The 22,935-nt window shown below is 64.0% G+C and carries 22 protein-coding genes and 1 tRNA gene; 7 read left to right on the top strand and 16 right to left on the bottom strand.

Annotation, left to right across the window (positions count from 1 at the left end; genetic code table 11):
* Nucleotide 1 precedes the first annotated feature (1 nt).
* The 6 genes from RB623_RS00445 to rplU all read right to left on the bottom strand — a co-directional run bounded on the left by RB623_RS00445 (nt 2) and on the right by rplU (nt 4,526).
* Nucleotides 2–322, bottom strand: a complete 321-nt coding sequence (locus RB623_RS00445) for a hypothetical protein (protein WP_308054764.1) — start codon at nt 320–322, stop codon at nt 2–4.
* A gap of 43 nt (nt 323–365) precedes the next feature.
* Nucleotides 366–1,514 carry a glutamate 5-kinase gene (gene proB / locus RB623_RS00450; RefSeq protein ID WP_308054765.1) on the bottom strand — a complete coding sequence of 383 codons (1,149 nt, stop codon included), beginning with the start codon at nt 1,512–1,514 and terminating at the stop codon, nt 366–368.
* 54 nt (nt 1,515–1,568) lie between these two features.
* Nucleotides 1,569–2,603, bottom strand: a complete 1,035-nt coding sequence (gene obgE, locus RB623_RS00455; protein ID WP_308054766.1) for a GTPase ObgE — start codon at nt 2,601–2,603, stop codon at nt 1,569–1,571.
* Between the two features lie 262 nt (nt 2,604–2,865).
* The gene (locus tag RB623_RS00460) at nt 2,866–3,453 is read right to left on the bottom strand and encodes a GNAT family protein (protein WP_308054767.1); all 588 of its coding nucleotides are present in this window, start codon (nt 3,451–3,453) and stop codon (nt 2,866–2,868) included.
* Nucleotides 3,454–3,573: 120 nt separating this feature from the next.
* The gene (gene rpmA / locus RB623_RS00465) at nt 3,574–3,843 is read right to left on the bottom strand and encodes a 50S ribosomal protein L27 (protein ID WP_308054768.1); all 270 of its coding nucleotides are present in this window, start codon (nt 3,841–3,843) and stop codon (nt 3,574–3,576) included.
* 80 nt (nt 3,844–3,923) lie between these two features.
* Nucleotides 3,924–4,526, bottom strand: coding sequence for a 50S ribosomal protein L21 (gene rplU, locus RB623_RS00470; RefSeq protein WP_308054769.1), 603 nt, complete (start codon nt 4,524–4,526; stop codon nt 3,924–3,926).
* Nucleotides 4,527–4,797: 271 nt separating this feature from the next.
* On the opposite strand from rplU, the gene RB623_RS00475 reads away from it, so the two are divergent.
* The 3 genes from RB623_RS00475 (at nt 4,798) to RB623_RS00485 (ending at nt 6,802) form a co-directional block, all read left to right on the top strand.
* A tRNA-Ser gene (locus tag RB623_RS00475) sits at nt 4,798–4,887 on the top strand.
* Nucleotides 4,888–5,231: 344 nt separating this feature from the next.
* Nucleotides 5,232–6,254 (top strand): ABC transporter substrate-binding protein, encoded by a 1,023-nt coding sequence (locus tag RB623_RS00480; protein ID WP_308054770.1) that lies wholly within the window; start codon nt 5,232–5,234, stop codon nt 6,252–6,254.
* A gap of 83 nt (nt 6,255–6,337) precedes the next feature.
* The gene (locus RB623_RS00485) at nt 6,338–6,802 is read left to right on the top strand and encodes a MaoC/PaaZ C-terminal domain-containing protein (protein WP_308054771.1); all 465 of its coding nucleotides are present in this window, start codon (nt 6,338–6,340) and stop codon (nt 6,800–6,802) included.
* A gap of 18 nt (nt 6,803–6,820) precedes the next feature.
* Here RB623_RS00485 and RB623_RS00490 read toward each other — a convergent pair whose 3' ends face one another.
* The 7 genes from RB623_RS00490 to RB623_RS00520 all read right to left on the bottom strand — a co-directional run bounded on the left by RB623_RS00490 (nt 6,821) and on the right by RB623_RS00520 (nt 14,708).
* On the bottom strand, nt 6,821–7,441 hold the full coding sequence (locus RB623_RS00490; RefSeq protein WP_308054772.1) for a flavin reductase family protein: 621 nt from the start codon (nt 7,439–7,441) through the stop codon (nt 6,821–6,823).
* Nucleotides 7,442–7,445: 4 nt separating this feature from the next.
* Nucleotides 7,446–8,417: an NAD(P)-dependent oxidoreductase gene (locus RB623_RS00495; protein ID WP_308054773.1), complete on the bottom strand. Its 972-nt coding sequence runs from the start codon at nt 8,415–8,417 to the stop codon at nt 7,446–7,448.
* Nucleotides 8,418–8,479: 62 nt separating this feature from the next.
* The gene (locus tag RB623_RS00500; protein ID WP_308054774.1) at nt 8,480–9,256 is read right to left on the bottom strand and encodes a class II aldolase/adducin family protein; all 777 of its coding nucleotides are present in this window, start codon (nt 9,254–9,256) and stop codon (nt 8,480–8,482) included.
* Between the two features lie 27 nt (nt 9,257–9,283).
* Nucleotides 9,284–10,375 carry an ABC transporter substrate-binding protein gene (locus tag RB623_RS00505; RefSeq protein WP_308054775.1) on the bottom strand — a complete coding sequence of 364 codons (1,092 nt, stop codon included), beginning with the start codon at nt 10,373–10,375 and terminating at the stop codon, nt 9,284–9,286.
* 24 nt (nt 10,376–10,399) lie between these two features.
* Nucleotides 10,400–12,370: an ATP-binding cassette domain-containing protein gene (locus tag RB623_RS00510; protein ID WP_308054777.1), complete on the bottom strand. Its 1,971-nt coding sequence runs from the start codon at nt 12,368–12,370 to the stop codon at nt 10,400–10,402.
* A complete protein-coding gene (locus RB623_RS00515; protein WP_308054778.1) occupies nt 12,370–13,266 on the bottom strand; it encodes an ABC transporter permease in 897 nt (298 codons plus the stop codon). The genes RB623_RS00510 and RB623_RS00515 overlap by 1 nt, the downstream gene beginning before the upstream one ends.
* Nucleotides 13,267–13,427: 161 nt before the next feature.
* The gene (locus tag RB623_RS00520) at nt 13,428–14,708 is read right to left on the bottom strand and encodes an amidase (RefSeq protein WP_308054779.1); all 1,281 of its coding nucleotides are present in this window, start codon (nt 14,706–14,708) and stop codon (nt 13,428–13,430) included.
* A 178-nt stretch (nt 14,709–14,886) separates the two neighbouring features.
* On the opposite strand from RB623_RS00520, the gene RB623_RS00525 reads away from it, so the two are divergent.
* Nucleotides 14,887–15,354, top strand: coding sequence for a carbon monoxide dehydrogenase subunit G (locus tag RB623_RS00525; protein WP_308054780.1), 468 nt, complete (start codon nt 14,887–14,889; stop codon nt 15,352–15,354).
* A 60-nt stretch (nt 15,355–15,414) separates the two neighbouring features.
* On the opposite strand, the gene RB623_RS00530 is transcribed toward RB623_RS00525, so the two are convergent.
* The 3 genes from RB623_RS00530 to RB623_RS00540 are packed head-to-tail and all read right to left on the bottom strand — an operon-like array spanning nt 15,415 to nt 19,584.
* Complete coding sequence (locus tag RB623_RS00530) at nt 15,415–16,929, bottom strand: malonyl-CoA synthase (RefSeq protein ID WP_308054781.1); 1,515 nt, start codon at nt 16,927–16,929, stop codon at nt 15,415–15,417.
* Nucleotides 16,930–16,960: 31 nt separating this feature from the next.
* On the bottom strand, nt 16,961–18,292 hold the full coding sequence (locus RB623_RS00535; RefSeq protein ID WP_308054782.1) for a malonyl-CoA decarboxylase: 1,332 nt from the start codon (nt 18,290–18,292) through the stop codon (nt 16,961–16,963).
* A gap of 29 nt (nt 18,293–18,321) precedes the next feature.
* The gene (locus RB623_RS00540) at nt 18,322–19,584 is read right to left on the bottom strand and encodes a DUF1116 domain-containing protein (protein WP_308054783.1); all 1,263 of its coding nucleotides are present in this window, start codon (nt 19,582–19,584) and stop codon (nt 18,322–18,324) included.
* A gap of 426 nt (nt 19,585–20,010) precedes the next feature.
* Between RB623_RS00540 and RB623_RS00545 the strand changes: the two genes are divergently transcribed.
* Genes RB623_RS00545 through RB623_RS00555 form a run of 3 tightly spaced genes read left to right on the top strand, consistent with a single transcriptional unit; the run spans nt 20,011 to nt 22,860 of the window.
* A complete protein-coding gene (locus RB623_RS00545) occupies nt 20,011–21,018 on the top strand; it encodes a nitronate monooxygenase (protein WP_308054784.1) in 1,008 nt (335 codons plus the stop codon).
* Between the two features lie 25 nt (nt 21,019–21,043).
* On the top strand, nt 21,044–22,063 hold the full coding sequence (locus RB623_RS00550; protein ID WP_308054785.1) for an ABC transporter substrate-binding protein: 1,020 nt from the start codon (nt 21,044–21,046) through the stop codon (nt 22,061–22,063).
* Nucleotides 22,060–22,860 (top strand): ABC transporter ATP-binding protein, encoded by an 801-nt coding sequence (locus RB623_RS00555; RefSeq protein WP_308054786.1) that lies wholly within the window; start codon nt 22,060–22,062, stop codon nt 22,858–22,860. Before RB623_RS00550 ends, RB623_RS00555 begins: the two co-directional genes overlap by 4 nt.
* The last annotated feature ends 75 nt before the right edge of the window (nt 22,861–22,935 follow it).

The following is a 22,935-nucleotide window of genomic DNA, read 5'->3' on the forward strand; positions in this document are numbered from 1 at the left end:
CTTAGAGTACACCTCTGCCTGCATCGGTCAGCGACATCAACAGGCCGCCAAACGACAATGCAAGCAGCATCAATACCAAGTTTAGTATCACCGCGCCGAAATTGTTATTCCCTAGCCAGATTCCAATCGAATGCGTGGCTGCGACTATCAATGAAAGACCGATCCAGGAATAGTAGACCTGTCGCGATTGATCCTCAGTTGCAATCATCCCGTAACAGATCGCGACAACGATCGCAGCCGGCGTTACCAGGGCCAGTTTATAAGCAAGAGCTGTGCGCCCGCCATCCCCTCGCTTGTCCAGTTCCTCGTCGCGCGAGGGCATGTTAGCAAATCCATTCAATCGATTCAGCGTTCCAAAACGCATATCATGCAAGGAGCCTGCGCACATCAGCATTGCTCGTGTATCTGACGACAAGATCGTCGCGATGCACCATCGCCGAGCGCGCCTCGTAGCCCAGCCGTTCGGCGATCTCCGCCGTCTTCAGCCCGGCGATGCGCACGGCGTCGGGTGCATCGTAGGCCACCAGCCCGCGCGCGATTTCGCGGCCGTCCGGATCGAGGATGGCGACCGTGTCGCCGCGCGAAAACGCGCCGCTGACGAGGCGCACGCCCGCCGGGAGCAGCGATTTTCCGGACATCAACGCGCCGACCGCGCCGGCGTCGATGGTGAGCCGCCCGGCCGGCTCCAACTGGCCGGCGATCCAGGTCTTGTAGCCCTTCACCGGTGTGGCGCTGGGTCGGAAGAAGGTGGCGCGCTCGCCGCGCTCGATCGCCGCCAGCGGATTTTGCCGCGTGCCGGACGTGATGACCATGGCGGTGCCGGCGAGCGTCGCGATCTTGCCGGCGTCGAGTTTGGTGCGCATGCCGCCGCGCGACAATTCGCTGGCCGCGGCACCCGCCATCGCCTCGATCTCCGGCGTGATGCGGTCGACCACCGGAATGAATTTTGCGTTCGGGTCACGGGCCGGCGGCGCGGTGTAGAGCCCGTCAATATCCGACAGTAGCACCAGCAGGTCGCCGCGCATCATGGTGGCGACGCGGGCGGCCAGCCGGTCGTTGTCGCCGTAGCGGATCTCCGTCGTAGCCACCGTGTCGTTCTCGTTGATGACAGGTATCGCCTTGAATTCCAACAGCTTCGAGATGGTCGCCCGGGCGTTGAGGTAGCGCCGGCGCTCCTCGGTGTCGCCCAGCGTCAAAAGAATCTGGCCGGAGCGCAGGCCATGGCGGCCAAGCGATTCCGACCAGGCGCTGGCCAGCGCGATCTGACCCACGGCGGCGGCCGCCTGGCTTTCCTCCAGCTTCAGCGCCCGCTTGCCGAGCGACAGGATCGTGCGGCCGAGCGCAATGGCGCCGGAGGAAACGACGAGGATTTCCGCCCCGCCCCTGGCGAGGTCGGCGACGTCGTCGGCAAGCGAGTCCAGCCAGCCGCGCTTCAGTCCGGTCTCGCGGTCGACCAGCAGCGCAGAGCCGATTTTTACCGTGATGCGGCGATAGGATTTGAGGGAAGGGGTCATGCAGTCCTCGCAATGGCAGAGGGCTCAAGAGGTGGCGCTCTACGAACCCTCACACTAATCCCGCCACCGCGCGTCCAGAACGGCCGGCGTGCCGGCTTCCCGCGCGCTTTGGATTTCCGCCATCAGCGCCCGCAGCGCCGCCTCGACGCCTTCGCCGGTGACGGCGGAAATCACCAGCGGTGCGCGGCCGGCGGCGCGCTTCAGCGCCGCTAGCTTCTTCTTGCGCGTGTCCGGGTCGAGCGTATCGGCCTGGCTGAGCACTACGATCTCGGGTTTTTCGGCCAGTCCGTTGCCGTAGGCGGCGAGTTCCGCCCGCACCGTCTTGTAGGCATTTCCGGGATGTTCTTCCTGCGCCGAGACAAGGTGCAGCAACACCCGCGTGCGCTCGACATGCCCCAAGAAACGGTCGCCGATGCCGACGCCCTCATGCGCACCCTCGATCAGGCCGGGAATGTCGGCGATGACGAATTCGCGCGCGTCGATGCGGGCGACGCCCAGTCCCGGATGCAGGGTGGTGAAGGGATAGTCGGCGATCTTCGGTTTTGCCGCCGTGACCGCCGCGAGGAACGTCGACTTGCCGGCATTGGGCAAGCCGACCAGGCCGGCGTCGGCGATCAGCTTCAGCCTGAGCCAGATGGTGCGTTCCTCGCCCGGCAGGCCGGGATTGGCGCGGCGCGGCGCCTGGTTGGTCGAGGTCTTGAAATGCTGGTTGCCAAAGCCGCCATTGCCGCCTTTCGCCAGCAGGAATTTCTGGCCGACGATGGTCAGATCGCAGATCAGTGTCTCGTTGTCCTCCTCGAAGACCTGCGTGCCCGCCGGCACTTTCAGCGTCACGTCGGCGCCCTTGGCGCCGGTCATGTTGCGGCCCATGCCGTGGACGCCGGTCTTGGCGCGGAAATGCTGCTGGTAGCGGTAGTCGATCAGCGTGTTCAGCCCGTCGACGGCTTCCAGCCAGACGTCGCCGCCGCGCCCGCCGTCGCCGCCGTCCGGCCCGCCGAACTCGATGAATTTTTCACGGCGGAACGACAGCGCGCCGGCGCCGCCGTCGCCGGAGCGGATGTAGACTTTTGCCTGGTCGAGAAATTTCATTTTCTTGCTTTGTCGCGCCTGACGAAGCGCCTGCTCTAGCGGAAAGTTTTGTCGGGCGCGAGGGCTGAAACGGTAGCGATTGGCGAACCCTCCCCCTCGAGGGGAGGGTCGGCAAGCCATCGGAGCGAGCGGAGATCGCGAGCCGGGGTGGGGTCGCTTCAGGTCGGAGCGCCCCGTCACCGACCCCACCCCGCGTCAAAAACCTCGCGTTCCGCTCGGTTTTCTCCGCGACCCTCCCCTCAAGGGGGAGGGTGAGGTCGGCTCAACTCCGTGCCCAGCTCCGCAAGCTCGTCCAGGTCCGGCGGTCGAGCCGGTAACGCTCGATCGGCACCTGGCCGGCGACCAGCGAGTGCATCATGCCCTGGCCGGCATACTGGAAGCCGCATTTGTGGATGACGCGGCGCGACGCCGGATTGATGACCCGGCAGGAGGCGTGCAGCACGTTGGTCGAAGTTGCCTCGAAGGCGAGATCAACCAGCGCATGCGCGGCCTCGGTGGCGAAACCCTGCTTCCAGAACGGCTCGCCGATCCAGTAGCCGAGTTCCAGCCCGCGATCGGTGACGTTGAGCCCGGCGCAGCCGACAAAACCGCCGGTACCGGCCAGCGTCAGTGCATAGGCGGCGCCGGAGCGGCGGTTAGTCTCCATGGCGATGAAGGTACGCGCCTCGGCCTCGCCATAGGGGTGCGGCATGCGCGCCAGCATCTCGGCGACGTGCCGGTTGTCGGCGAGCGCCGCGAGCGCGGCAACGTCGCCGTCGCGCGGCCGGCGCAGCACCAGCCGCTCGGTGACCAGGACGCTGCGGTCTATCGCCAGACTTTCGTCTTCGCTGTCTTCCTTCTCGGCAACCATTTTAGTCCCTCCAGGCAAAGAAAAAGGGGAGATGGCGGCCCATCTCCCCTGATCCTTTTCCTGGCGTTGCCAGACACCGGTTCCCGAGATGGGGCGCCGGTGTTTGAGGTGCGGATCCGGCTATTCCGCGGCTTCGGTAATCGGATTGACCGATACGTAGGTTCGGCCGTTGGCTTTCTTTTTGAAGGCGACGACGCCGGCTTGCAGCGCAAACAGGGTGTGGTCGGTGCCCATGCCGACATTGGCGCCCGGATGCCATTGCGTGCCGCGCTGACGCACGATGATGTTGCCGGCGATAACGGCTTCGCTGCCGAACTTCTTCACGCCGAGGCGCTTGGATTCCGAATCGCGACCGTTGCGCGTCGAACCGCCAGCCTTTTTGTGTGCCATTTCAAACTCCTTTGCGCCCGTTCGAAGCGCCTGATCTCATTGTAGGGCGCTTCGAGCGCCACCGAAAGCTGTCTTGGCGATTATTTCGCCAGTTCCTTGGCCTGCTCGCGCCAGTCGCCGATCTGCTCGGCGCTGAAGGGCATGGCCGCGTCGATGCGGGCGATGTCCTCGTCGGTGAAGGCCGCGATCTGGGCGAAGGTGGTGATGCCCTGCTCCTTGAGCTGGGCGGCGGCCACCGGGCCGATGCCCTTGATCACCTCGATGTCGTCGCCCTTGCCGGCCGGAGCCGTGAACAGCGGAGCTGCCTTCGCCTCGGCGGCGGGAGCGGCCTCGGCCTTGGCTTCCTTCGCCTTTTTCGACGGCTTGGCGCCGCCGGTCAGGATCTCGGCGATGCGCACCGTCGTCTCATGCTGGCGATGGCCGCGCTTGCGGCGCGAATTCTGGCGGCGGCGCTTCTTGAAGGCGATGACGGTGGCGGCGCGGCCCTGCTCGAGCACTTCCGCGGTGACCGTAGCACCTTCCACGAAGGGGGCGCCGAAGGTGGCGCTGTCGCCTTCGCCGAAAGCCAGAACCTGGCCGAATTCGACGATGTCGCCGGCATTGCCTGCCAGCTTCTCGATCTTGATCACGTCGTTGGCGGCAACGCGGTACTGCTTGCCACCCGTCTTGATGACTGCGAACATTTTTAGCCTTTCGCTGTTCGGTCCGGCTTTCGAACGCTTTTGGGCGGTCTGGCCGTCTTTTTGTCAGTCGTTGAGGGTTCAAATAAAAACCAGCGCGGAGAAGCCCCGCGCCGGATTTGGGGGCGTCCGTAGCCGAAGCGCCGCGGAGAGTCAAGGCGAAGCGCCGGATTTTGCCAAGCCGGCTGCGGCCAAAGACGTTGAAGATAGGGCCTTGTAACCGAAAGAACCTGCCGCTATCTAGTGCCGCGCCGAAAGGCGGACCACGCCCCGCGGAGAGGTGGCAGAGTGGTTGAATGCACCGCACTCGAAATGCGGCATACTCGCAAGGGTATCGGGGGTTCGAATCCCCCCCTCTCCGCCATCGCCTATTTGCCTCGTAAATCTCTTTGAGATCAGATACTTAAGAGATATGGCCAAAAGGCTGGTCTCCCAATTTGGCCCCCCAAATTTGCTTCACAGGAGGTCGCTGCTTCGGTGACTGCGGGCGCGTTAGCAGGGCCTACGCTGTCCTATGGCCTTGGAGATGGCATACGTGACCGGGACACGGTCAATGGTCCCCCGCGTCACGCACGCCGCGAGCAGTCATTACCACCGGCGATGGCCAGAACCACAAAAGATATAGCGTTGCCCGTTTCCGCTGTGAAATCCTTTCCATTGACGGTGCGCGGGAATGTGGCCCGCGCCAACAACAAATGGGAGAGGACTATGAACAACACCATCATGAAGCGCAGGACTGTTCTCAAGGCCATGGCAGCCGGCAGCGCCGGTTTCATGTTCGGCTCCATGCCCGTCCTCGCCCAGTCGTCAGGCAAGCTCGTGTTCATGGAGCCCTACGACATGGCCTTGGAATATATCCACGAGATGAACGCGATCGTCGGCGGACATTTCGAAAAAGAAGGTCTGGATGTCGAGATCGCCTCGATCCGCAACACGTCCGCCGCCATCCAGCAGGTCGTCACCGAACAGGCCTTCGTCGGCCGCGTCGGCCTGCTCGACGTCTTCAAGGCGTCAGAAGCCCAGTCCGAGCCGGTCATCTCCGTCGGCACCAGCCTTCACCACGGCATCTTCAACGTCGTCAGCCGGGCTGGCGACCCGATCCGCACTCCGGAGGAGTTCAAGGACAAGCTGGTCGGGCTTGCCTCGATCGGCGGGGGCCAGGAGAACATGCTGAACCTGCTGCTGGCCGGAGCCGGCGTGCCCTTCGATTCCGTCAATCGCCAGGCGATCGGCTCGAATGCCGGCAACGTCGAGATCCTCAAGGCCGGCCGCGTCGACGCGTTCCTGGCCACCGTTGAATCGGCGCTGCTGCTCAAGCGCAACAACGAGCCGGTCGAGATCTGGCCGGCCTCAAAATACGCCCCACTGCCGGGCGGCGTGTTGCTGATGACCAGAAAGTTCGCGGAAGCGAATCCCGAGACGGTGGTCAAGTTCCTGCGCGCCATGCGCAATTCGGCGCTGGAGATCAACACCGAGGACAGCGGCAAGATACTCGACCGCATCACCGCAAAATTCGACATCGCCGCCAACGAGGACCGCGATTTCCGCATTGCGGCGATCAAGGCCTACAACGAAATGAGCTTCGTCAATGGCGAGGAGAATGTCATGCGCAACGTTCCGGACGTCATGACGATGGCTGCCGACCTCGCCTCGAAGGCGAACATCGTCAGCGTCCAGGACGTCAACAGCCTTTACACCAACGAGTACATCGACGCTGCGATCAAGGGCTGATCCAGACGCGTCGGAGCAAGTCGTGCCCGCGGCGCTTCCGCCGCGGGCAGCGCATTGTAAAAGGCAAGTACGAGAGGCGCACCGTGGCGGAGATCCCGTTCAGCTTCACCTATGACACCATCCAGGTTGGCCAGATTTCGCGCACGGGCGGACGCACCATCACCGACACGGACATCACCTTCTACATGATGCTGACGGGTGGTTGGCATCCCGTCCACTGCGACAAGGAGTTCATGCGCAGGAACGGCCTTGGCCGGGTTCGCGCGCAAGGTTCGTTCGGCATCGCAATCTCGCTCGGCAGCCACCTTGAGAGTTCCGTCCTCGAGGGCGCAGACGAGTTCGTGCGGGCGATGGGTGTTGACAGGTGGGAATATCGGCGGCCGCTGGTGTCCGGCGACACGATCCACCTCGACGTCGAGATCGTCGGCAAGGATCTGCAGGAGAACGGCCGCGACTATGTCGTGTCTCGCCTTGTGCGGATCATCAACCAGGACGGCGAGATCCTGCAGGAGGGCGTCGCGAAGTCGATGTGGCGACGCGACGCCTGAGCGCGAGGCGCAGCGACCTCAGTTAGCCCGCGGCGTCACGCGCTGGAACCAGTCCGTCATGCGGGTGTACCAGCCATTGCCGTGCATCCGGGCAATCAGGTCGAGCTTGCGTGTATCAATGTAGCACCTGCCTGCGTCGAGCACCGCGCCGTCGTCGACATGCGCGCCCACCACCCGTCCCAGCACCAGCGACTGGCCATCGCCGATATCGATGCTTTGAAACAGCCTGCATTCCAGCGAAACCGGGCTCTGCCTGATGCGTGGCACCGCGATCCTGGCGGATGGCATCGTTTCCAGACCTGCAAATTCGAGTTCGCTCCGGCCGGCAGGCAGGTTGACCGCGGTCATCACCATCGCGTCGGCATTGACGTATGCGACCAGGCTGACGACGAATTCCCCGCTGCGACGGATATTGACGCCGGTATCTTTCCGATCGCCCTGGAACCGCTCACCGCTGCCGACGCCGATGGATACGAGCGGCGGATCCTCGCTGACGATGTTGAAGAACGAGAACGGGCCGACATTGACCGAGCCGTCCGCATTGAGGGTGCTGACCCAGGCGATGGGGCGTGGCACGATCGTGGACGTCATCAGCTTGTGGCAATTGTGTCGCGACAGTTCGCCGAAGTCGAAGAACATTGCGCTAGTAGCCGCGCGCGAAGTCGGCGGTGTCGACCAGCGGCTCGCCGTTGGCATAGCGCCGCAGGTTGTCGAGCAGCTTGGTGGTCACCCGGTCGAAGTGATCTGGCGAATACCAGGCAGCGTGCGGCGTCACGGTTGCCTTGGGGTGATGGGCGAGGGGATGCGCAAGCGGCAGCGGCTCGGGGTCGGTGACGTCGAGCGTTGCGTGGCGCAATCGACCGGTGTCGAGTGCACGCAGCAGCGCATCGTGGTCGACTAGCGCGCCGCGCGCGACGTTGATGAGATGCGCGGTCGGGTTGACCAGCGAGAGGAAACGATCGTCGACCATCCTGTGCGTGTCGGCCGTCGCCGGAGCGCAAAGGACGATCTGATCCGCGCAGGCGGCCAGTTGCTCGATGCTGTCGACGAAGCGCGCGGAGCCGTCGGGCGCACTGCGGCGCACCGCGATCACCTCCATGCCGAAGGCTTCGGCACGGCGCGCGATTGCCTGCCCGATGGCGCCATAGCCGACGAGGCCGAGCGTCTGGCTCTTGATCGAGCGCATGCTGTCTTTCGGCCATTTCGTCTCGTCGAAGGGTTTGTCGCCCGCTCGCAGTAGCGCGGCGAGCAGGTCGAGTTTCTTGCAGTCGCCGAGGATCGCCGCCATCACATAATCGGCGATCGGCTCGGCCGTGATGCCGCGGGCGCTCGCCACGTGCGGCACGCTCCGCGCCCATTCGGGCAGCGTGTCGACGCCGGCCGACGCGAACTGGATGTACCTGATGTTGAAGGGCCAGCCCTCGGGCGCCTTCTTCGGCGCCCGGGCCCAACTGCTCAGAAAGCAGACAATCGCGTCGGCATCGGCGGGCGGCTGCCACACCGGCACGCCGGGTGCGTTCTCGCGCAGTTGCGGCGCGGATTCGTGCGCTTCGAACCGCGCACGCTGCGATGGATCATAGGCATAGAGCAGGATCGGATTGTGCTTGGTCGCCATCGCGGTGTTCGCCGGGTCTGTCGTGGTGGGATGCCGGGCCTCAAGGGGCCCGGCAGGTCTGATCAGGTGCGATACGGGATCGCGCCGCTATCGATCATGCGCAGGCAGGCTTCCCAGGCCAGTTCCTGGTGCTGGGAATAGCCTTGCGGATTGGCCTGCTTCTGCGTCGTCTGGCGCACTTCCTCCGGCGGAAAGACCAACTCGCGATTGCCGGCCAGCGCCGCGACCTGGGCTTGGCAGGCACGCTCCAGAAAGTAGATCCAGTTCCACGTCTGCGACGCCGTCGGGCCGCCAACCAGAAGGCCGTGGTTGCGCAGGATCATCGCGTTGTGCGGACCGAGGTCGGCGATCAGGCGATCGCGCTCGTCGAGATTGAGCGCGATGCCCTCGTATCCATGGTAGGCGATGCGGCCGTAGAACTTGAGCGCCAACTGCGTGATCGGCAGCAGGCCGTCCTTCTGGCACGAAACCGCCATGCCGGCGGCCGTGTGTGTGTGGAGGACGAACTTGAGGTCTGAACGCGCCATGTGCACTGCCGAATGAATGGTGAAGCCCGCCGGATTGACGATCTTCTTTTCCTTGTTCGGCTGATCGACGATGTTGCCGTTCATGTCGATCTTAACCAGGTCGGACGCGCGCATCTCGCTGAAGAGCAGCCCGTACTGGTTGATCAGGAAGTGGTGCTCGGGACCGGGGACCCGGGCACTGATGTGGGTGTAGATCAGGTCCGTCATGCGGAACTCGGCGACGAGACGGTAGAGCGCCGCGAGGTCGCAGCGGATTTGCCATTCCTCATCCGAGATTCCCTCGATGGGCGAGGGGTTGGCGACTGAAGTCATGATGGTCTCCACTTGTGTTCCGAAGGTTCAGCGCTTGGAGTACCACTCGAGCCAGCGGCGGTTGACCTCTTCGAGATTGGCGGTCCACCAGTCGGCGTCGATCCGCGCCTGGATCGCAAGGTTCTCCGGCGACGTCGGGATGTTGGCCTTCGTCTCGGCTGACATAAGGTCGTAAGACTTCTTGTTCGGCATGCCGTAGGGGTAAACCTTGACGAACTCGGCCTCGTTCTCCGCCTGCGCCATCCAGGCGATGAGCTTCATGGCGTTCTCGGCATTCGGAGCGTTCTTCGGAACGATCCAGTAGCTCTGCTGCCACAGTCCGTTGTTCATTGTGTAGTCGACCGGCAGGCCCTTGCCCTTGGCGATGGTGGAGCGGCCGAGGCTGCCCATCATCATGTCGACTTCGGAGTTCTGCAGGAGCACGTCGAACTGGCCGGTGTTTTCCACCCAGACGCTGACGTGCGGCTTGATCTCGTCAAGCTTCTTGAAGGCGCGGTCTATGTCGAGGGGATAGAGCTTGTCGTGCGGCACGCCATCGGCCATCAGCGCCACTTCGAGCAGCGGGCGCGGATTCGCGTAGACGGCTCGGCGCCCCGGGAATTTCTCGATGTTCCAGAAGTCGGCCCAGTTGGCGGGCGCCGCCCCTTCCTTATACTTGTCGGTGTTCCAGGTCAGCACCCAGCCAAAGGCGACCGAGGGAAATCCATACTCGTTGAGCGTCTCGGTCAGCAGGTCGTCGGCCGGCGCGATCTTGTGGACCAGGTCGTAGTCGACCTTCCGGATCAGGTCGTCCTTGGCCGACAGCATCATCATCTGACCTTCCGCGTCGAGAAGGTCCCATTCGACATTGCCGCTCTGTTCCATGAGCTTCAGCTTCGCGGCGTCCGGCGTGCCAGTGGTGATCACCTCGATCCCGGTCGCTTCGGTGAAGGGTTTGAAGAAGACCTTGGACTGCGTGTCGACATAGGACCCGCCCCAGGTCGAGACGACGACCTTGCCCGAGCCCTTAAGCGTTTCCGCGGCGGTTTCGTTCGCGCCGGCCGGTGCGCCGAACGCAAGCGCCGCGCCGGTGAATGCCGCAGCGGCAAGCAGGCCGCGACGGTTGAGTACTTGCTTCATGAATTTTCTCCCAGTCATGGTGGCTTAGTCTTGAACCATCAGGTGCCCAAGTTCGGTGTTCCAGCCGAAGGGCAGCTTGGTGCCCTCCGCCGGAGCTTCATTCGTGGTGTTGATGTGCCGCACCGCCGTGATCGGTCCGAGCGGAGTCTGCAGCGCAATGCGCAGGATGCTGCCCTGGAAGCGGGTCTCCACGACGGAGCCTTCAAGCAAGGGGGAGTCTGCCTTCTGACCGTCGAACACGATCATTTCCGGTCGCACGCAAAGGACGGCAGCGCCCCGGGCACGTCCGGCGACCGGCAGCCGCACGCCGCCCTGGCTGGTGAAGACGCCAGCCTCGGCATGGCCGCGGATGAGGTTGGCCTCGCCGAAGAATCCGGCAACGAATGGGTTGGCGGGGCGCAGATAGAGATTCTTCGGCGTGTCGACCTGCTGCAGCCGGCCGTGGTCCATCACCGCGACGCGGTCGGAGAGGTTGAGCGCTTCCTCCTGGTCATGCGTCACATAGATGACGGTCTGGCCGAGCGAGCGCTGCAGGCTGCGAATCTCGTGCTGCATGTCGGCGCGCAGGTTGCGGTCGAGCGCGGCCAGCGGCTCGTCCATGAGCAAGGCGCGCGGTTCGAACACGATCGCGCGCGCCAGCGCGACCCGCTGTTGCTGGCCGCCGGAAAGCTGCGAGATGCGCCGGTCGGCGTATTGGCTCATGTGGACGCGCTGCAACGCCCAATTCACGCGTCGCGCGATCTCGTCCTTGGCCAGCCCGCGGACCTGCAACGGGAAGGCCACGTTGCTCTTTACGTCGAGGTGAGGGAACAGCGCGTAGTTCTGGAATACCACGCCAATGTTGCGCTTGTGCGGGGGGATCTGCGAGATGTCCTGTTCGCCCAAAAGCAGCTTGCCCGACGACGGCGAAACGAAGCCCGCGATCAGCATCAGGACGGTGGTCTTTCCCGAGCCGCTCGGGCCCAGGATGCTCAGGAACTCACCGGGCGCGACGTCCAGGTTGAGGCCGTCGACCGCGTAGAAGTCGTTGTATCGCTTCGCCAGATGCTCGAAGCGGACGCCGACACCGGCAGTCCCCACAGGCTTTCCTGACGCCGGCCGGCCGGCCGCGTGGGGTGCTGCGGCGCTCGGCCTGGATTGTAGGACGGTTGCGCTCGACATGAATTCGTCTGCCTTGTCGGGGGCGGCGACGTTGCGCGTCTTGGCGCGCCGCTGCCACATGGTGAGGAACAGCATGGCCAGGACAGCGACGATTAGCTGCACCGTGGTCACCGCGGTGATGGTCTTGTCGAGGCCGCCCATCTGGATGCCTTCCCACATGCGGCGCGGCAGGGTTTCCATCTGGGGGCCTGAAAGGAATTGCGCTATTACCACCTCGTCGAACGAGAAGATGAAGGCGAAGACGAAGCCGGCCAGGATCGCGGGCATCAGCAGGGGAAGGATGACCTTGACGATGGTCCGGTATGGGCCTGCGCCCAGCGAGGCGGCGGCCCATTCGAGCCTGTGGTCGATGCTGTAGAGGCGCGCCGAGACCGGCAGCATGACGAAAGGCAGCACCAGCACTGCATGCGCAGCGCCCAGTGGCACGAAGCCGCCCAGCAGCCGCATACGGGCGTAGAGCACATAGAAACCGACGCCGATGACCATCAGGGGCACGATGATCGGCGCGATGAAGAGCAGGCGCAGCGCCTTCGCCACCTTCGGCGAGGCGCGACTGATGCCGATCGCGGCCAGCACCCCGGTGACCGTCGCCAGCACCGAGGCGAAAGCCGCAAGCTTCAGCGACAGGACCAAGGCGTCGCGCCAGCGCGAATCGGCGAACAGCGTCTCATACCAGCGCAGCGACAATTCCCGCGGGATGATGACAAAGGAATCGTCCTTGCCGATCGACACGGGAACCAGCACGAGCGCCGGGACGACGATGAAGAGGATTAGCAGCCAGCCATAGGCGACCAGCAGGCGGCGGCCGTTTGTGCCAAGGAGGTACTCGTTCATCAGCGCCCTTTTCCAAAGATGCGTTCGACGCCGGCAATCTTTTCGTAGACGACGAGGATAAGGAGGCTGACGAGCAGGAGCACAACCGAGGTCGCGGCGGCCAGGGGCAGGTCAACCAGCACCTGGACCTGGTTCTGGATCGCCATGACGATCGTGTTGACGCGCCCCCCGCCGAGAATGGCCGGCGTGACGAAGAACCCGATAGCCATGGTGAAGACGAGGATGCTGCCCGAGACGAGGCCCGACAGCGACAGCGGAAAGTAGACGCGGCGGAACGCCGTCCATGGCGAGGCGCCGAGACTCAGTGCCGAACGCACCAGCGAGGAGTCGATCGCCCGCAGCGTCGGATAGAGCGTCATCACCATGTAGGGCAGCAGGATGTGGATCATCCCGATATAGACGCCGGTTTCGTTGTAAACCAAAGGCAATGGCTCATCGGTTATACCGGCCTGCAGCAGCAGGTTGTTCACGACGCCGTTGCGCTGCAGGATGATGATCCAACTGTAGGTGCGCGCCAGCACGCTCAGCCAAAGCGAGATCAGCAGGCCGACAATCATGAAGCGCGACACCGCGTTTTCGATGTTGGCCAGCAGATAGGCGAGCGGATAGGCAATTACGGCGCAGGCTATGGTCACGATGAATGCGAGCTGCAGCGTGTAATACGCCAGGTTCAGATAGACCAGTGCGGCTAATTGCTTGTAACTGTTGATGTTGGGGCCGGAAGGTCCGCCGAAGCTCAGCCAAATGAGGTATGCCAGCGGGGCCAGGAACAGCAACGTCATGATCGCCACCGGCGCGATCAGGAGGATAGCGGTCACGCGCCTTCTCTGCGTCTCCCAGTCCGCACCGTACGGCGCGCCCGCCGCTGATTGGCTGACTGAGGTGGCGTTGCGCATTCCGGAATCCAGAGGCAGGGAGGTTCTTGGTCGGCTATATCTTTTGGGCCGACGGGTTTCCTGTCCATGGACCAGATGCGCCAGGCCATTCCCGACGGTTATAGCTCTGGGTGTCTGCTGAGCGGCGGAGCGGCAGCCGGCGATGGTTTGCGCGACATGCGTTAGGTCTGCGCACACCAGGCGCCGGTCGACAACAGCGCCTGGTCGGACCCGGAACGGCCGACCAACTGCAGGCCGAGAGGAAGATTGCCCGCGCCGGCGGCCACCGGCAGCGCCAGCGCCGGCGCACCAAGCAATGTCCACAACACGCAGGGCCCGGGATTGCCGGTGCCCTCCTCGAGGAGGGGCGCTTCGCCGAGTGCAGGCAAGGTGAGCACCGCATCATATCCGTCGATCTGCTTGGCGAATTCCGGTAGGAGTTCGGAGCGCGCTGCAAACGCTTGCTGCCGGGCCGCGTTGGACGTGGCCTGCCCGCGCGCAACCAGTTCTTTCATGTGCCGGCTGATCTGACCGGGCCGCGACACCACTAGAGAAGCGTAGTTCTCGGCCGCCTCCTGGCACAGGATCGTTTCGGCGATGGCAAGACCGTCGTTGAATGCACCCGGAAGTTCGGCCTGCTCCACCGTGGCGCCGCGGTCCACGAATCCGGCGGCGGCCTGTTCCAGCAGGGCCTGCTGGGTGGCGCTAGCCTGATTCCACCAGGGTCCACGCAGCAGGAGCAGTCGCGGCGGCTTACCTGTTGCGGGCTCGTTCGCCGGCGCAGCCGTCAGGAGACGGAACACGTAGGTGATATCCTGCACAGACCTCGCGAACAGGCCGGCATGGTCAAGCGCCGGGCTGAGCGGCCGCACGCCTGCCAGCGATAGCAGGCCGTAGCTCGGCTTGAAGCCGACCACGCCGCAGAAAGCTGCGGGGCGTATGACCGAGCCGAAAGTCTGCGTCCCGATCGCCAGCGGCACAAGCCCGGCCGCCACCGCGGCGGCCGTTCCGCTCGACGATCCTCCCGGCGTGTGCGCGGTGTTCCATGGATTTACGGTCGGCCCGGCCTGTCGCCAGGCGAATTCGGTCGTCACTGTCTTACCCGCGACATGGCCGCCGAGTTCCCTGAGGCTTGCCACGAGCGCCGCATCGGCGGCCGGCACGTGGTCGTGATAGATCGGCGAGCCGTAGCTCGTCGTCATTCCGGCGGTGTCGTAGAGATCCTTCACGCCGATGGCGATGCCGGCAAGCGGCCGGCGCGGATCGGAAGCAACGGCCTCCGCTTCGTTGACCGTGGTGAAGGCGCCGAGCGTCCCGTTGATGGAGTGAATACGCGCCCGGCAGGCAGCTATCGCCTGGGAGACGGTGGTCTCGCCGTGCTCGACGGCTCGGCGCGTCTCGATGACGGTGGGAGCCGGACGCTGGATCAGCGGCGTGTCGACAAGGGCGGTCGGAAGTTGCATCAGCTCGGCTCCAGCGGGTGTTCCATTCGTCGCCGACTCTAGGCCGTTCCAGACGCGAGATAAGGGGGCAAGCGGACACGGGCATAACCAACGTCGATAGATGCCCTGCTTTGTGAGATGGTGTCGGGCATGGGCTGCGTGTCACGCGGGCATGGTCACCTTGAGCCGGAGCAGACCCATGGCATTCATGATGCAGAACGAAGTCCTCCTCGACGCTTCGCCGGAGGAAGTGTGGATGGCAATCAACGACGCCGAGCTTCTGAAGCTCAGCATTCCCGGCTGCGAGAGCCTGGAGCGGGGAGAGGACGGCGCATTCAACGCCACCGTGAAGCTGAAGATCGGTCCCATTTCGGCGCGCTTCAAGGGCGTTGTCCGGTTCGTGGACGTCGATGCGCCCGCGAGCTGCAGGATCGTCGGCGAAGGACAGGGCGGTATCGCCGGCTTCGCAAAGGGCGGAGCACGTATTCGGCTGACGCCGGCAGGCGGGGCGACGCGCCTGTCCTACGAGGTCGAGGCCGAGATCGGCGGCAAGATCGCGCAACTCGGGTCGCGGCTGATCGACGGCGTCGCCAAGAAGCTGTCCGAGCAGTTTTTCCAGAATTTCTCGAAGACGTTCAGCGCATCCAGTGGGCGCAGCGCGGCCTGAGGCTTCTCAGGAGATGCGAGCGGCGTCGGCGGGACGGACCGCCGATGCCGCCGTGGCGGCCTACTTGTATAGGCCTTCGTGCCGCTTGCGGAGTTCGCTCTTCAGGACCTTGCCCATGGTGTTGCGCGGCAGCGCCGGCTCGAACAGAACCCGCTTGGGCAGCTTGTATTTGGCGAGCACCGGATCGAGGCGCGAGAGGATCTCGGCCTCGGTGAGCGTTGCACCGTCCTTCAGGATCACGACCGCTGTCACCGCCTCGCCGAAGTCGGAATGCGGCAGACCGACCACCGCGCTCTCCTCGACGCCCTCGATGGAGTCGATCTCGCTTTCGACCTCCTTGGGATAGACATTGTAGCCGCCTGTGATCACGAGGTCCTTGCTGCGACCACTGATGAAGACATAGCCGTCATCGTCGATGTAGCCGATGTCGCCGGTGATGAAGTATCCGTCGGTGCGAAATTCGGACTGCGTCTTCTCGGGCATGCGCCAGTAGCCCTTGAACACATTAGGACCCTTCACTTCGATCATGCCGGGCGTGTTCGCCGGCAGCGGTTTGCCACCTTCGGGCTCCGTGATGCGCACGTTGATGCCTGGCAGGGGCAGCCCCACCGACCCCGGCACGCGTTCCCCGTCGTAGGGGTTGGAAGTGATCATGTTGGTCTCGGTCATGCCATACCGCTCGAGGATGTGGTGGCCGGTCGTGTCGGTCCATGCGCGGTGAGTGTCTGCCAGCAGCGGCGCGGAACCCGAAATGAACAGTCGCATGTGGTCCGTGCTGTCGCGGTTCAGCCACTCTTCCTTCAGCAGGCGCGAGTAGAATGTCGGCACGCCCATCATCACGGTCGCCGACTGCATTTCATGGCGGATCAGCTTCGGGTCGAACTTCGACAGGAAGCACATCGAAGCGGAAGACAGCAGGACCACATTGGTGGCGACGAACAGTCCGTGCGTGTGAAAGATCGGCAGCGCGTGCAGAAGCACGTCGCGATCGGTGAACTGCCAGTACTCGACCAGCGTTCGCGCATTGGAGGCGAGGTTCGCGTGGGTCAGCATCGCACCCTTCGAGCGCCCCGTCGTGCCGGATGTGTAGAGGATCGCGGCGAGGTCGCTCGGCTCGACGAAGACCGGGTCGTAGGAATTCGAGGCCATTGCCGCTTCAGCGGCCAGCGTACCGTCCTTCCGCGTTCCCAGCGTCAAGGTGCTGAAGACGCCGAGTGTCGATGCTATCGGCTCGATTGCGTCGTACTTGTCGGGCGTGCAGACCACCACGTGCGGCTTGGCATCGCCGATGAAATACTCCAGCTCCGCCAACGTATAGGCGGTGTTGAGCGGCAGATACACCGCTCCGGCGCGCAGGCAAGCGAGGTAGAGGATTATCGCTTCGGGGGACTTGTCGACCTGCACAGCGACGCGGTCCCCGATAACCACCCCCTTCGAACCGAGCACGTTGGCAAGCTGCGCCGATAAGTCCCAGGCTTCCTGGTAGGTGTAGCTGCGCCCATCCGTCGTGCGGATGAATATCCTGTCGTTGTCCGTTGTGCCGCTTCTGATGAGTGAAAAGAAGTTTTGTGACATCGCCGCCGTCTATCCCGGTCTTTGTGTATCGTTACTTTGATGTGACGTGTTTCAGGAGCGTCTTCAGTCGGCCGGAAATGGCGATGGTTCCATTTTCGGCATAGTTCTCATGGTTCGTCTCTATCTCCCCGGTCTTGTAGAGGTAGTTGACCATCAGGCCGTAGGAGGTAGCGAGGCCTTTGGGGGAGACGTCGGCCATCGCATGGATGTTCTCGAGGCTGGCGCCGTTGCCCAGGTGGAAGCGAGCGACGGAGTCAAAGGGACGATTCTGCCGGTTTTTTGCCTGAGTGAAATAACGGACTGCAAGCCCCCGCAACAGTGGATTCAGTTCCTTGAGCAGATCCGTGTCGCGCTCCCAGCCGTTGACGCTGGCCTTGGCCAGCAGCGCGATGTCGGAAGCCGACAGGATCGACTGGCCGGAATCGGTCCGCAAGTGTGTCAGCCAGCGCGCGAAGTCTGGCGCCGGCGAGAGCGTGACGAAGGCACGCAGGCTGGGCAGGTCGCGGCGAAGCTCCTCGACAACCTGCTTGATGAGCACGTTGCCGAACGAGATGCCACGCAGCCCCATCTGGCAGTTGGAGATGGAATAGAAGACGGCCGTGGTCGCCTCGTCGCGCGGAACGATCGTCCGGTCCGGCCGCAACACGCCGGCGATGTCGCCCGGGATGGCGGTCGTCAGCGCGACCTCGACGAAGATCAGCGGCTCGTCGTGCATTTGCGGATGGAAGAACGCAAACAGGCGTCGGTCCTCCGGCTCGATGCGACGACGCAGGTCGTCCCAGTCCGTGATTGCGTGCACCGCCTCGTAGCGGATCACCTTCTCGAGGATCGAGGCCGGCGTATCCCAGTTTATGGGCTTGAGCTGCAGGAAGCCTCGGTTGAACCAGGACGTGAACAGATGCACGAAGTCGCGGTCGAGGCCCTCCAGCGACCTGTCGGTCGTCAGCGCGTCCAGCAGCACCTCGCGCATCTGCACGAGGCGCCGGGTGCCGTTGCGCGCGTGGTTTAGCCGGCGGATGAGTTCCTGCGCGCGCGGTTCGCTGATGGCGTGCAGCTGGTAGAAGTTTTCGGGCGAAGGATACTTCTCGATGGCCTTGATATGCCGCTGGATCGCCTCCGCGTCGGGCGCAAAACGCTTCGACAGGCTGCCCAGACAGGCTCGCCGCTGCCCGGCGTCGAGCATCTCCCAGCGCTGGAAGATGGCTTCGGCGATGACAAAGCAGGAAATCTCGCCGCGGCCCGAGACGAGCGAATCGCAAAGAGACGCGATGTCGCGCTTCGTCTCCTCCCGCGTTCGCGACAGGAAGTTGAAGCCCTTGTGGCCAAGCCCGGCCATGAAATCCGAAAGCAGGGCGACGCTCACTCAGAATGCTCCCCAAGCCATTCGCGTCGTCAGGACTGCCGCTCGAGCGCCGCCAGTGCGGCAGCGAAGCAGCCCAACGGGATCTGCTGCACCCCGGCGCCGATCTGACCGACGCCGGGCACGCGTGAGGCGATGCCGGTGTTGATCAGCGGACTGATGCCGGTCGCGACCACCTTGCGCACATCGATCCCGGACGGAACCCCCCTGAAGCCCAGTGCCGGGATTCGGAAGTGGCGGTGCTCGCCAACGGTGATTTCGCGCATCCGCTCGGAGCGCGCGATCAGTTCTTCGACGGTGCCGCCGATGAAGGACGAGATGGCCGGCGCCGCGGCCAGGGCGAAGGCCCCAAGGCCGATGCTCTCTGTGATGTAGGAATCGCCCATCGTTGGCGTCGCGTCGGCTTCGCCATGACCCTCGAAGAACTTGACGTTGGCGACGCTTGCGGGCGCAGTGAACCAGGTTTTGCCGAGACTGGCGACACGGATGCCCACCTCCACGCCGTTGCCGGCCATGACTGTGACGATGTCGCCCGAGCCGAGTTCCTCGACGTAGAGCGACACGGCCTTGGCGTGGGCGATGGACAGAGACAGGAAGAAATGGTCGTTCCCGCTGATGAAGCGCAGCGCCTTTTCCAGTTCGCCATGTTCGGCCCGCGTGGCGACAAGCGCCAGCGCGATGTCGCGGAAGAACTGGCTGGTTGCGGCCTTGTTGCGGTTGTGCACTTCGTCGCCGCGCCGCAGCGCCTCCGCGATCATCTGCTTGAGGTCCATCGGCCCGCTGATCGCAAGCGCGTGTTTCAGCAGCGGATGGAGACTGTCGCGGATCCAGCGCAAACGGTCGAGCACCTCCGGGCCGTTGGCTCCGAAGCGCAGCGCCTTGCCCAATCCCTCGTTGACGCTGACAAAGGAACGCAGTCCCGAATTTCGCTCCTCCACGACGAACACCGGCATCGAGGCAGTGATCGTCCCGGCCATAGCGCCGGCGGCCTGGTGATCGTGTGCGGGCGCGAAGCCGATTTCGCCGGACGCGGCAAGCTGCTCCGCCTCCTCGACGGTCGTGCAGAGCCCTTCGAAGACCAGGCCGCCGCAAATCGAGGCACGCATCGCGCTCGTCATCCTGTCCCACGAAATCGGCGGTCCGGCATGCAGGACGAGGTCGCGCCGCATGCCGGGGATGACGTCGCCGGCGCGTTCGATGCCGATCAGCATCGGATGTGCCTCGCACAGCCGATCGAACGCGGCTTGGGCGTCGGACGGCGTCGAGGAGGAGGAGGATGTCAGCGCGTGAGGCATCTGTCGTCCATCGTGAAAATCAGCCGCATCGTGGAAATTCACTCCGAACCTGTCCATCGCCATATGGAGGCGAGTCATCCCCCATGGTTATAGGTGGAGCCGCTTACCGTTGCCGGCCTGGCGTCAAGGAATGGCGGTCGTGGCCGTTTACGAACGACAACCAGCAGCGGATGGCTTCGAGAAGCCCGCTTGTCGGTAGAGTCATGCTCTTGCGTGGCAATGATGCGCCGCCGCGGTATTCCTGATGGAGATAGCAGGAACGATCCTATATGTTCCGGAAATAGCGAATATGTGGAACGTCTTGTCGGCGACACCTTCGTCCACGCAAACGCAATCCCGTCTCCCGACGGATGAGCGGGCCCGACCTCCTGCCCTGACGAGCACTGGAGACATGACGAGAGTGCTCAAGGGGTTGGAGGAATATTGATGACAATTGCGAAGGCCAGTCGTCTGCCACAGGACTGGATTGACAGGCTGAAGATGCCGGTCATGGCTGCTCCCATGTTCCTGGTATCAAGCACCGCGATGGTGCTGGAAGGCAGCCGCAATGGCATTATCGGCTGCATTCCGACCGTCAATGCGCGTACGCCGGAAATCCTTGATGGCTGGCTGGCCGAACTGACCTCCGGGCTCGAACAAGCAAGATCGGAGGGTGTCGAGGTGGCTCCGTGGGCGCTGGGACTGACCACGCACCGCACCAATGCGCGCCTCCCTGACGACCTCGAACTCTGCCGCAAGTACCGGCCGCCGCTCGTCATCACCGCCTTGGGCAGCCCCAAGCCGGCGATCGAAGCGGTGCATTCCTACGGCGGACTGGTGTTCGCCGACGTCAGCACGCCGGAATACGCACGAAAGGCGGCGGAAGCGGGCGCCGACGGCCTCGTGCTCGTCTGCTCGGGCGCCGGCGGCCATACCGGCCAGATCGCGGCGGCTGCATTCGTGCAGGCGGTGCGCGAGTTCTTCGATGGCATCATCGTCATCGGCGGTGCGATATCGACCGGCAGCGCGGTCCGTTCCGCACAAATCCTCGGCGCGGATCTGGTCTATGTCGGCACCCACCTGATCGCGTGCGAGGAGAGCAACGCCGATCCGCGCTACAAGCAGATGGTCGTTGACGCCACGTCCAAGGACCTCGTCATGACCAATGTGATTACCGGCGCCTGGTCGCACAAGTTGCGTCCGAGCCTGGAGGCCGTCGGCCTCGATCCCGACAATCTGGGGACGGCCACGGGCTTCGACCTCAACTATGCCGAGAAGCAGCCGAAGGCGTGGAAGGACATCTGGTCCGCGGGCCAGGGCGTCGGCGCAGTGAAGAAGATCGAGCCGATGGCCGCGGTCGTGGCCAAGCTGCACCGCGAATACCAGCAGGCGATCCGCGAGGAACAGAACGACCCCTGGTTCCGCAAGTACAGCGGCGAAGCCGCCTGCGCGTGACCCTCAAACAGCCGGAGAAAATAGCATGATCGCCAATGCCGTATCCCGCCGCACCTTCCTCAAGGGCGCCGCCGCCGGATCATCGGTGTTCCTCGCCAGCGGTCTGCCGGTCTTCGCCCAGAGCGCCACGAAGCTCGTATTCATGGAGCCATTCGACCTGGCTCTCGAATACGCGCAGGAGATGAACGCCATCGTCGGCGGTCACTTCGGCAAGGAAGGCCTGGACGTCTCGATCACCAACGTGCGCGGCACTGCCGTCGGCATTCAGCAAGTGATCGCCACGCAGGCGAATACCACCCGCATCGGGCTGCTGGATCTGCTCAAGGCGGCAGGTTCGCAGGAGGCGAAGATCGTCTCGGTGGCGACCAGCCTGCAAGGCGGCATTTTCAACCTCGTCAGCCGCAAGGACGCCCCGATCAATTCGCCCGCCGATCTCAAGGGCAAGGTCGTCGGTGTGGCGTCGCTCGGCGGCGGCCAGGAGAACGTGCTCAACCTGATGCTGTCCAGCGCGGGCATCAAGCCGGAGGAAGTCGAACGCCAGGCGATCGGTTCGAATGCCGGCAATGTCGAGATCCTCAAACAGGGTCGCGTCGACGCCTTCATCGCTAGCACCGAAACGGCGCTGATCCTGCAGATGAACAACGAGCCGGTCGAGATCTGGAGCACCTCGAAGTTCGCCCCGCTGCCCGGCGGCGTCATCATGATGACGGACGAGTTTGCGCAGGCGAATCGCGAGACTGTCGTCAGGTTCCTTCGGGCCATGCGCGCGTCCGCGCTGGAGATCATCGATACCGATCCGGCCGTTATCCTCGACCGCATCGTCGGTGAGTTCGATATCACGACAAACGAGGATCGGCAGTTCCGGCTGAATGCGATCAAGGCCTACAACGACCTGACGCTCGCCCAGGGCCGCGAGAACGTGATGCGCAACGTGCCCTCGGTGTTCGAGGCTGTAGCCAAGCTGGTCAACGACGCGGGCATCGTCACGGTGCCGGATGCCGCGGCGCTCTACGACAACAGCTTCGCGGACGAGGCCTTCAAATGAGCACTGCCGCCGCCGATAGTCACGACAAGTCGATCTCCCTCAGGGCCGCCGAGAAGCAGTTCGGGGTGCCCGGGGCCGGTGTCCAGGCGTTGACGCCGACGACGATCGACATCGCCGGTGGCGGCATGACGATTCTGCTCGGGCCGTCGGGATGCGGCAAGACCACCATGTTGCGCCTGATCGCGGGTCTGGAGACCCCCACGTCGGGCGTCATCGAGGTGGGCGGCGTCAACCTGTGGGCCAATGGCAAGCGCAACAGCGAGGCGCTTTCGCATCTCGGCATGGTCTTCCAGGACGCCAACCTGTTTCCATGGCTGAACATAGAGGAGAACATCGCGCTGCCGCTGAAGCTGCGCGGTGTGAAGAAGGCGGAGCGCCTGGCCAAGGCGCACGATCTGTGCCGCCTCGTCGGCATCTCCGGGTTCGAGCGGCGCATGCCGCGCGAACTTTCAGGCGGCATGCGCCAGCGCGCCTCGATCGCCCGCGCGCTGAGCTACGACCCTGGCATACTGCTGATGGACGAGCCCTTCGGCGCGCTCGACGCCATTACGCGCGATACGATGAACAACGAACTTCAGCGCATCTGGATGGAGACCGGCAAGACGGTTGTGCTCGTCACGCACTCGATCGGCGAGGCGGTTTTCCTCGCCGACAGGATCGTGCTGCTGTCGCCGCGTCCGGGCCGCGTCCAGGAGATTATCGAGGTGCCGTTCCCGCGGCCACGCGACCAGAGCGTTCATCGCGACCCGGAGTTCCAGCGGATTGTCGCCTACCTGCGCGACAAGCTCGAGCACTAGGCGCAGCACGCAGGCGATCAGTCCAATGAGTGCAGGGCGGCGTCCCGCATCACACCAATCCACGGTGCAGAGATG

It is taken from the genome of Mesorhizobium sp. LHD-90, from assembly GCF_030929505.1.
In the GTDB taxonomy this organism is placed as follows: domain Bacteria; phylum Pseudomonadota; class Alphaproteobacteria; order Rhizobiales; family Rhizobiaceae; genus Kumtagia.